Source organism: Candidatus Hydrogenedentota bacterium (genome assembly GCA_016791475.1).
In the GTDB taxonomy this organism is placed as follows: Bacteria; Hydrogenedentota; Hydrogenedentia; order Hydrogenedentales; family JAEUWI01; genus JAEUWI01.
In genome coordinates this window covers 62,240-71,313 of the sequence record JAEUWI010000043.1, presented here as the reverse complement: position 1 = coordinate 71,313, position 9,074 = coordinate 62,240, and the positions used below count along the sequence as shown (strand labels likewise).

Genomic DNA, 9,074 nt, shown 5'->3' with positions numbered 1-9,074 from the left:
TCCCTATCCCAGGACTCGCTTCGCTCGCGCCCACCACGGCGGGTCTTCGACCTGGGCTACGATATGCCGTCCCTGCGGGACTAAACCCAACGTGACTCTACATTCCATCCACCGCAGCCCCTTTCAGGGGCCTTCCTTGTACCACCGGTTCTACCGGTGGTTACAGATACTCGCCTCACCAACTTGAGTGATCCCACCCTACCCCCCAAACCGCGCCAGCACCGGCACATGGTCGCTCAGCGCAAAAGACGTCGGGTCCTCCGGATTCGTCCTGAAGGCCCCCTCAAACAGCACCCGGCTTTCCCTAATCCGTGAAGCAATGGGGCCGCCCGCCCAGATGTAATCAATACGTTCCTTCGGCTCCGTGCTGGAGAACGTCGGCGTGTCCTTCTTCCCCGTCGCCACCGCCAGAGTATCCACCAGGCCCGCTGCCACCCAACGCTCATACTCCGGCCCGTCTGGCGAATGGTTCAAATCCCCTTGAAAGAGCAGCGACTCCCCGGTGGCCAGGACCCCATCCAGCACTTCAAGAATAGCCGTGATCTCCCGAGCCCGAATGGCCGCATCCTGCGGATGAAGATGGGCGCTGAATACCCGGAGCGGACCCTGCGCCGTCTCCAGCGTCGCACTGCACCAGTGACGCGTAAACAGTTCTTCATCATGGATACCTTTTGCGGCAGGGCGGTTTGCGTTGTCTTTGATCGGAAAGCGACTCATTATCGTCCCCGGAAAGCCCCCAGGCCAGTCCGCGTTCCCCGGCCAGCCCCCGGGAAACCACCCATAGTGAAAGCCCAGTTCCCTCGCCACTTCGGCGACCACCGCTTCCGATGGGGACTCCTGAAAGGTCACCAAATCAGGCTGATAGAGCGCGAGCTCCAGCGCCAGACGCTCAGCCATTCGCTCACCGGCAACCGTCCTTTTGTGTCTGTTTGTGTCCGTATCTGGATGTTCACGGCAGGCCAGGATGTTATACGTAATGCTCGTAATGCCAGTCTCAGGCGTCGTTTTCCCAGGGCTGACGCCCGACAGGGTCAAGGCCGCGCCCAAAACGCCACTGGTCTCTATGAATTCGCGTCGGTCCATCTTTGGTCTCCAATAGGTGCGTCCGATCCCGGCCCATCAAGGGTAACCGGATATTCACGTCCATTCGCGGTTCAAATCGCCTCCCTCTTCCCGTCCAAGTAATCTGCGCGAATGCGCGTAAAGCTGCGGTTCATTTCTCTTGGCCGTGTTCAACGCCTGAATGAAAATCTCCGGCCCGTGAATGCACAAAGGGAACAGGACGCCTGGCTGGATTGTCCTGATCGTCAAGCATGATACCGCAAACAAACGCAGGCAAGTACATAGTCGGCCATACCCATCCAATCCCGGAGCACACTGTGAAGTATATTGTTCCAGCAAAATTCGTCGCATTAATGATTGTCCTCTCCTCCAGCGTCGCCGCGCAAGAGGTCCCCGATGGCCCCGCCCTCTACCAGCAGTTCTGCGCACAGTGCCACGGCGCCGATCTTCAAGGCGGAAACGCCCAGAGTCTCGTGGATGGCGTCTGGAACTTCGGCGCGGGCAAAGGCTATGTCTCCCGCAACATCAAGCACGGCATTACCCACCTCGGCATGCCCGCCTACGAGGAAACCCTGAACGACGATCAACTCAAGGCCCTCGTGGACTACATCCTGGGTGCCGAGAAAACTGCGGGTGTGGAGAAGCCCGCGCCACCAACCGAGATTCAGACCCACGACTACGTTGTCGGTGTGGCCCAGATCGCCACCGGGCTCGAAGTCCCCTGGGGTATCGCCTTCCCCGACGATAAGACCGTGCTGGTCACCGAGCGTCCCGGCCGTCTCCGGTTAATAAACGACGGGGTATTGGCGGAAAAGCCCGTCGCGGGCACGCCGGAAGTCCTCGCCGAAGGCCAGGGTGGCCTCATGGACGTGGCGGTGGACCCGAACTATGCGGAAAATGGCTGGGTCTACCTCGCCTACAGCCACGCGGCGAAGGAAAAGCCCAAGGAAGGGCCCGTACCCGCCATGACCCGCATCGTGCGCGGTAACATCGTCAAAGGCAAATGGAAGCACGAGGAAGTCGTCTTTGAAGCGCCCGCCGAGACCTACCTGCCCACACGGCCCCACTACGGCAGCCGCATTGTCTTCGACCGGGAAGGCCGGCTCTATTTCGGCATAGGCGACCGCGGCATGCAGGACATGGCCCAGGATCCCGCCCGTCCCAACGGGAAAATCCATCGAATCAACACCGACGGTACGATTCCCGCCGATAATCCCTTCTTGAATACACCCGGCACCCTGCCCAGCATCTATGCCCTCGGGAATCGCAATCCCCAGGGCCTCGCCTTCCACCCGGAGGACAACACCCTCTGGGAAAGTGAGCACGGCCCCATGGGGGGCGACGAACTCAACGTGATCCAGCCCGGCAGGAACTATGGCTGGCCCATCGCGACGTACGGTCGCAACTACAACGGCCAACCCGTTTCCGACAGTCCCCACCACGAGGGTGTGGAAGAGCCCACCTGGATTTGGCGCCCCTCCATCGCCGTCTGCGGTATCGATTTCCACACCGGCGTCCAGTTCCCCCTCTGGAAAAACGCCCTTCTCGTTGCCTCCCTGCGCCACGAAGAAGTCAGCGTTGTCCGCGTCACCGAAAATCGCGTGCAGCACATCGAGTCCATCCTGCGCAACGTCGGTCGCGTCCGCGACGTCGCCTGCGCCCCCGACGGCTCGGTCTATGTAGTAACCAACGACCCCGGCGCCGTCCTGAAGCTCACCATGACCCGCGAGCGAAAATACACCGCCGGTGACTGAGGGGACGGACGCGCGCAAGCCCGCCCAGTTGCAGATCCATAACTCGGAATTACTCGTCAACTGAACAAACGACGGGCCCTCCAGGGTGCGTGCCTGTCCCAGTGGGAATAACGTCGTGACGCATGCCGCAGTGGGGTGGGGGTGCTGCTTTCAATGGCCTTCGGTCTGAATAGCCCGGCCCTACCCGACCTCCATAGCCCCATCGCGAAAGATGGCGGCGTCCATGAGCGCCACCTCGGTCGGCACAATCGGGGCGAAGCGCATCCGATCGAGCACATCGCGCTGCAGGTCGATGCCGGGGGCGATTTCCTTCAGCAGCAGGCCCTCGGGCACAAGCTGGAAAACGCAGCGCTCCGTAACAAAGAGCACATCCTTGTGATGCTTTCGGGCGTGGCGACCGCTGAAGGTGATTTGCTCCACGGCCTCGACAAACTTGGCCACCTTGCCTTCCTGCCGAATGACAAGCTGGCCCTGATCCACCACGGCGTCGAAACCCACGGCGGAAAATTCGCCGCAGAACACGCACTTCTTCGCGGACTGGGTGATGTTGATGAAGCCGCCGCAGCCGATGAGGCGCGGACCAAGCTTGCTCACGTTGACGTTGCCTTCACGATCCGTCTGGGCCATGCCCAGGCAGGCCAGATCGAGGCCGCCGCCGTCGTAGAAATCGAACATGGAAGGCTGGGTCAGAAAGGCCATGGGATTCTTCGCCGGGCCAAAATTCTTGCCGCCTTCGGGAAGGCCGCCAATCAGCCCCACCTCGGTGTTCATGGTCACCTGCGCAAGCAGACCCTCTTCAAAAGCGATGCGCGCCACACCCATGGGGATGCCCACCCCGAGGTTGATGTTCATCCCCGCGCGTAGCTCCAGGAAGGCGCGGCGGCAGATAATCTTCTCCGTATTCATGGCCATGGGCGCCACCGCGTTGGATAGATCCGCCCGGGACTGCCCCGAATAGGACGGGTCGTGGTCCACAAACATGGTGTGGGGATGCTTCTCGCGAGAGCCCGCCACCACGATATAGTCCACGAAAATACCGGGAACGTAGACTTCGTGGGGGTGGATGAGATCTTCGGAAAGATACGCCACCTGGGCGATCACAATACCGCCGCTGTTCCGCGCGGCCATGGCGGCCGCAAGGCATTCCATGTCCAGGGCCTCGTCCGCATTGGATATGTTGCCCAGCTCGTCGGCGCACGTGCCGCGAATGATCGCCCCGTGAACCGGAAAGGATTTATACAACAACTTCTCCTGGCCAAGTATTTCGATCACGTCCACCAGGTCTTCGCAGGCCCGGGTGCGCTCGTTCATCTTGCCGCCTTCAAGGCGCGGATCGACAAAGGTTTCGAGGCCGATATCCGTGATGAGGCCCGGCCGTTTCGCGGCGATTTCGCGATAGAGCTGGGACAGGGAACCCTGGGGAAAATTGTAGGCTTCAATTTTGTTGGTCGCCACCAGTTCGCCAATCGCATGGTTGAGCCCGATATGGCCCGCGATCACCCGCTTGACCATGCCCTCCCGCGCAAAGTGATTCATGCCCCGCGCCTCGGCGCTGAACGGTCCAATGCCGGCGGTCCAGACCACCGTAAGATCCCGGGGTGAACCCGTTGCGTCGAAAGACCGGGCGAAAGCGGGGTAGACCTCTTCGCTGGGCATGGGCACGACGGCCAGGGTCGCGCCATCGGGCACAAGGTTGGCGGCTTCATCCGCGGTGATGATTTTGGGCATGGTTAAGAACCTTCGCTTGAGCGTTCCCCGATTATGCCCCCGTCGAGCGGCCCCTCCTGAGCCTGCTCGTGCGCGAATCTCCCCGGCTCGGAAAGCGGGCCACGGCCCGCGCTGAGCCGCAATTCACGCAGCCGAATTATAGGCCCCGCCCGCGCCGCGAGACAAGGTTCCAAGGTGAAATAATTGAGTAAACTCCGGCGCGCGTCTCGGCGTACCCGTTTCGCAAGAAGCAGAGCCCCCGCCCGGTGGTGTGCCGGGCGGGGGAGTTCGTCGTCGGAAATGTGAATCGGGGTGGAGTCTCCGGCCCGAGCTACTCGAAGGGCCGGTTGTGGCTCACCTCTTTCGGCTCCGGTCCCGCGGGCTCCCACTCGAAGAAATTGATCATCATTTCATCGGACGTGGCGTTGCCGTGTCGAACTTCCTTGGTCGGGTCCGGATTGTCCGGGTTCTCGGGCGTGTTGTCGTACGCGTGCTTGATGACGATTCGGCTGCCCTTGGCCACCAGCATGGGTTCATCAAACTCATAGGAGATCTGCCAGTCGAAATCGTACTTGGGAACGTCGACCAAGGTCTCGATACGGCCATCGGCGTGCTGCAGATAGGCCGCCGCCGCCGCGCCCCGGGAATGCATGTGGGGCATGATGCCGATCAGGCGCACATCTTCGGCGAAACGCTTGGAGTAGATGAACTCCGACTTCGAGTTGGGCGGAATCACGAAATCGCCCTTCACCACGCCACCGCTGATGACGGCCTCTTCCGGCGGGCCCGGAAGGAATTTCAGACCAACCACGGTCCGATCTTCCACAGCCGTTCCGTTGGGGTTGTAGTGCATCTGGATCGAAATCTTTCCGCCCTTCGGCAGCAGCTTGCCGCGTCCCTTCGGAAGGATCATGCACTTTCGGCCGGGGAAATAGGACAGCCAATAGCCCTCCGAACCGCCACCCTGGCCTTTTTCGCCGTGGGTCTGGTGGGCGCCCCGGGGATCGTCGTCCGCGTACTGGACAAAAAGCATGGCGTGGTGTACGACTTCAGGTGCGGACGGTCTGATCTCCGCCTCGGATACCCAGAGATCCTCCTTAATCTCATAGTCCACGGGTACGATGCGCCAAGGAATGAAGCCCTCGGCCGGAATCTGCTGGGGGACCATCGGGAGCTCCACGTCCGGCGTGCCGATAGTCCAGCCCGTGGGCCAGCGCAACGGCGTGGGCTCGTCGATGGGATCGCCCTTCGGGCAACCCGCCTTGATCCAGGCCGTAAACATCAGTCGGTCCGGCTCGGACACCAGGCGCGCGTTGCGCCAGTGCCCATAGGCCGCATCGGCAAACCACGGAGGCATGGTCTTGTCTTCAAGCACCGTCTCGATCATCGCCTTGCGCGCGAGCACCTGCTCGTAGGTCTCCAGGGCAAAGGGCGCCGCCTCGCCGGGGCGGTGACACTCCAGGCAATTCGCCTGGACGAAGCGAGCGATCTGATTGTGCCACGTGATCTCGGGGGCGGTCTGCGCGGGGGCGTCCGTGGTCAGCGTGCAGCCCGGTGCCGGTGTCACCTGGGGGAAATGCTTCCGCTGCTCGACCACCGCCGCGATCGCGTCGCCCAGGAAATCGTGGTATTCCGCGGACTGCTTCACCGACCCCACGTCAAAGCGATCGTCCAGCGCCCCGCGATAGCGCAGCGTCTGTGACGCGTCGATCACAAAGGTCTCCGTGGTCGTTCTGGCCGAAAGCGCGCTCGTAAGCTTGCCCTCGGGATCGGATACATAACGCCAGCCGGGAAACTGCCCGGCATGCTGTTGCAGTTCTTCCGCCTTGACCCCCGGATCGGGATTGACCATCAACAGTTGAACCCCGTCGCTCTTCTTCTCTGTCCCCATTCGCGCCAGGGCCGGCATCGCCTTCTTGGAGACCGGGCACCCGATGGAGGTCATCGAAACGACCACGATCTGTCCGCGATATTCCCGAAGGGAACCCGCTTTGCCCTGAACGTCGGTGAAGGGCGCATCCGGCAGGAGACGATTGACCGTCCCGAGAATCGGGCTGAGGCTACCCGTCTCCGAAGTCGGGTCCGGCGGAGGCATCGCGGTTGCCGCCGCGACAATCTGCTTCGCCTTGTAATCGCCCACCAGCCGAATGCGGATACGGTTCAATTTACCGTAGGCATAGGGCCCCCCGGCGATCAGGGTTGCGATGACGAGCAATATGACGCCGCGCCTGATCCATACAAATGTCTTTCGCGATTGTTCCCCCGAAGTCCCCGGGGTTTCTCTTCCAAGCATACTGCGCAATTCCTCAACGACGATCCTGCCAAAAATGGTAAACGAAAACCAGCGGGCCGTGCCCGAAGGTTCCGTGGGGAAGCCGGGCGCGCTCGCGGCGGAGCCAGGTGGATACAACAGGGGGCTAAGGTTCGCCACCCACGCCCTTGGGGGAGACGGCGCTTCGCTTCCGCCCACATAATCCACTATTCCAGTAGTTACAGGATAACATGGAATCGGGCGGTCGTCCAATCGGGGCCCAAAAGACCTGTGTAGAGCGCGAATACTGCGCTTTTCGCACGATCAATTTGGGCGGGGACGCCGGACTTGAGACCGGTTCCCCGCCACGCGCGTCAATTGCCCACAGCCGCGTCCAGGGCGTCCGAATCCCAGCCCAGTTCCTCGAACCAACGCCCGCCGATGTCGCGGTTGATCGGGAAGGCCTGGTTCATGACGCCGCCAAAGAGCACTTCGTGGTTGCGCTCAAGAATGGCGGGTCCCAGGTTCCGCAGCTCCCGCGCGCGGGTCTCCTTGTCCTGAATGCAATCCACCTCGTGGACCTTGCGGATCATGTCTACCGCGTCGTCGATCTTGGCCACATAATCGCGGACGATGGCATGGGGGAGATGACCATGGGCCGCCTTCGCCAGCATCAGGCGGCGCACCGCTTCAAAGCCCACATAGACCAGGTCTTCACGGCTCAGCCATTTGGTCTCGTAGTTGATGCGGTTGATGATGGAGGCGTTCTCCATCCCGGCGCGGTGTTCTTCCACCGTGCGGAAGAAGGTCTTGTAGCCGTTCTCCGTGGGGTATTCGAAGAACGTGGACGCCGGGTCCAGGAAGGGAATCATGGGGCAGAGCATGGGGTTCACGTTCTTTCCCTTGAATTTCTTCAGCAGGTGTTCGCAGTATTCCACGTTCTTCATCACACACGCCTCGTCCTGCTCGGGCATGCCGATGAAGTACCAGATATCGATGTGGTAGATGCCCATGCCCAGCGCCTTCTCGATCCAGTCCTCCATCTCCTCATTCGTGTACACGCCGCGCCCCGCCAGCGTGGCCACTTTGATGTCGGAGCTTTCCGGAGAAAGGGTAATGATCGTGCGCTTATTCGACTCCGCCATGCGCTTCAGAATGTCGTCGGGCGTCAGATGATACTGTTCGTAGCTGATGGAGCGCAGCGGCGTGTCTTCCACAAAATCGAGGAAGCGGTGCATCCCGGAGGAGGGCTCGTTATAGGAGCCGACCGAATAAAAGTGATACGCGTCCTTCTCCGTGAAAGGCTTGAGCGTGTTCATCTCAAAGGCGATCTCGGCCGGGTCCTTCCGCGCCATCGCCCGCTTGCGCTTGTTGATCCGGCGGAAGGCATCCCGCGAACCGCCACACCATCCGCAGTTATACGCGCAACCCGCGTTCTGCGTGGAAAGCACCTCTCGAATGGGCAGACTGCTCGATTTCGGCGCTTCCGGTTGCTGGGACCAGTCGATACCGCAGGAGAACGTGTCGGGCAGATGCTGGAAGTCGTTGTCCTGTATCTCGCCCTGCTCGTTCTTCCACAGCAGGTTGGCCACATGCTCCGGCTGCTTTCCATCGCGGAAAGCAGTGAGCAGGGCATCCATCGGCACGTGGGTGTCATAACCCCGCATCACCATATCCACAAAAGGATACTGTATAAGCTGATCCGCGAAATACGTCGAAGAAATGCCGCCAAATATCGTCTTGATGTCCGGTCGAACTTCCTTGATCCGCTTGGCGACCCCCAGGCTGCCCTGGCAGTGGACCATCCAGTGAAGGTCAATCCCGATAATCTTCGCGTCGATGCTTCGCAGGAGCATGTTTACGTCGATTTTGGGATAGCGCAGCAACACGGTGGAGAGGTTCAGTAGTTTGACCGTGTGCCCGCAACCCTGGAGATGGCGCTGGAGGGTCTTGAATCCCACCGGGAAATACTCGTAGAGCGGCGTGATGGGAACATCCCCCGAAGTCCCCAGAAACGGGAAGTAGATGTCTTCCCGATTACGGAAATCGAAGTGCGCGGGCGCATGCATGAGCAGAAGATCCGCCTTCAGTACAGGAAGGGCCTTGCTCTCCGCGGCTGTTTCAGTGAGTTCCATTATTCCTGTCGACATACTGCTGCCCTCATTCGTAGGTAAAATCCGCTGCCCCAGCCTTCGCCAGAAATGGCTGGTCCCATCGCTATTATGCTACATAATGGACAGAATGTCCACAGAAAATGGAAAAATAATCAAACTAAGAACTGTGGCAAATCGGCCAGAGGT

Annotated in this window: 5 protein-coding genes; 1 reads left to right on the top strand and 4 read right to left on the bottom strand. The window is 60.7% G+C overall.

The window, feature by feature from the left end:
* Positions 1-198 precede the first annotated feature (198 nt).
* Complete coding sequence (locus JNK74_20355) at positions 199-1,083, bottom strand: endonuclease/exonuclease/phosphatase family protein (GenBank protein MBL7648539.1); 885 nt, start codon at positions 1,081-1,083, stop codon at positions 199-201.
* Between the two features lie 296 nt (positions 1,084-1,379).
* On the opposite strand from JNK74_20355, the gene JNK74_20350 reads away from it, so the two are divergent.
* On the top strand, positions 1,380-2,816 hold the full coding sequence (locus JNK74_20350) for a PQQ-dependent sugar dehydrogenase (GenBank protein ID MBL7648538.1): 1,437 nt from the start codon (positions 1,380-1,382) through the stop codon (positions 2,814-2,816).
* A 180-nt stretch (positions 2,817-2,996) separates the two neighbouring features.
* Here the strand turns inward: JNK74_20350 and JNK74_20345 are convergent, their stop codons facing one another.
* From JNK74_20345 to JNK74_20335, 3 genes are all read right to left on the bottom strand, one after another.
* Positions 2,997-4,544, bottom strand: coding sequence for an acyl CoA:acetate/3-ketoacid CoA transferase (locus tag JNK74_20345; GenBank protein MBL7648537.1), 1,548 nt, complete (start codon positions 4,542-4,544; stop codon positions 2,997-2,999).
* Between the two features lie 310 nt (positions 4,545-4,854).
* Positions 4,855-6,816 carry a redoxin domain-containing protein gene (locus tag JNK74_20340; protein MBL7648536.1) on the bottom strand — a complete coding sequence of 654 codons (1,962 nt, stop codon included), beginning with the start codon at positions 6,814-6,816 and terminating at the stop codon, positions 4,855-4,857.
* A gap of 332 nt (positions 6,817-7,148) precedes the next feature.
* Complete coding sequence (locus JNK74_20335; GenBank protein ID MBL7648535.1) at positions 7,149-8,924, bottom strand: cobalamin-dependent protein; 1,776 nt, start codon at positions 8,922-8,924, stop codon at positions 7,149-7,151.
* Between the last annotated feature and the right edge of the window lie 150 nt (positions 8,925-9,074).

Coding starts and splice junctions, on each gene's coding strand:
- JNK74_20345 (MBL7648537.1), bottom strand. CDS start 4,544: ATGCCCAAAATCATCACCGCGGATGAAGCCGCCAACCTTGTGCCCGAT.
- JNK74_20340 (MBL7648536.1), bottom strand. CDS start 6,816: ATGCTTGGAAGAGAAACCCCGGGGACTTCGGGGGAACAATCGCGAAAG.
- JNK74_20355 (MBL7648539.1), bottom strand. CDS start 1,083: ATGGACCGACGCGAATTCATAGAGACCAGTGGCGTTTTGGGCGCGGCC.
- JNK74_20335 (MBL7648535.1), bottom strand. CDS start 8,924: ATGTCGACAGGAATAATGGAACTCACTGAAACAGCCGCGGAGAGCAAG.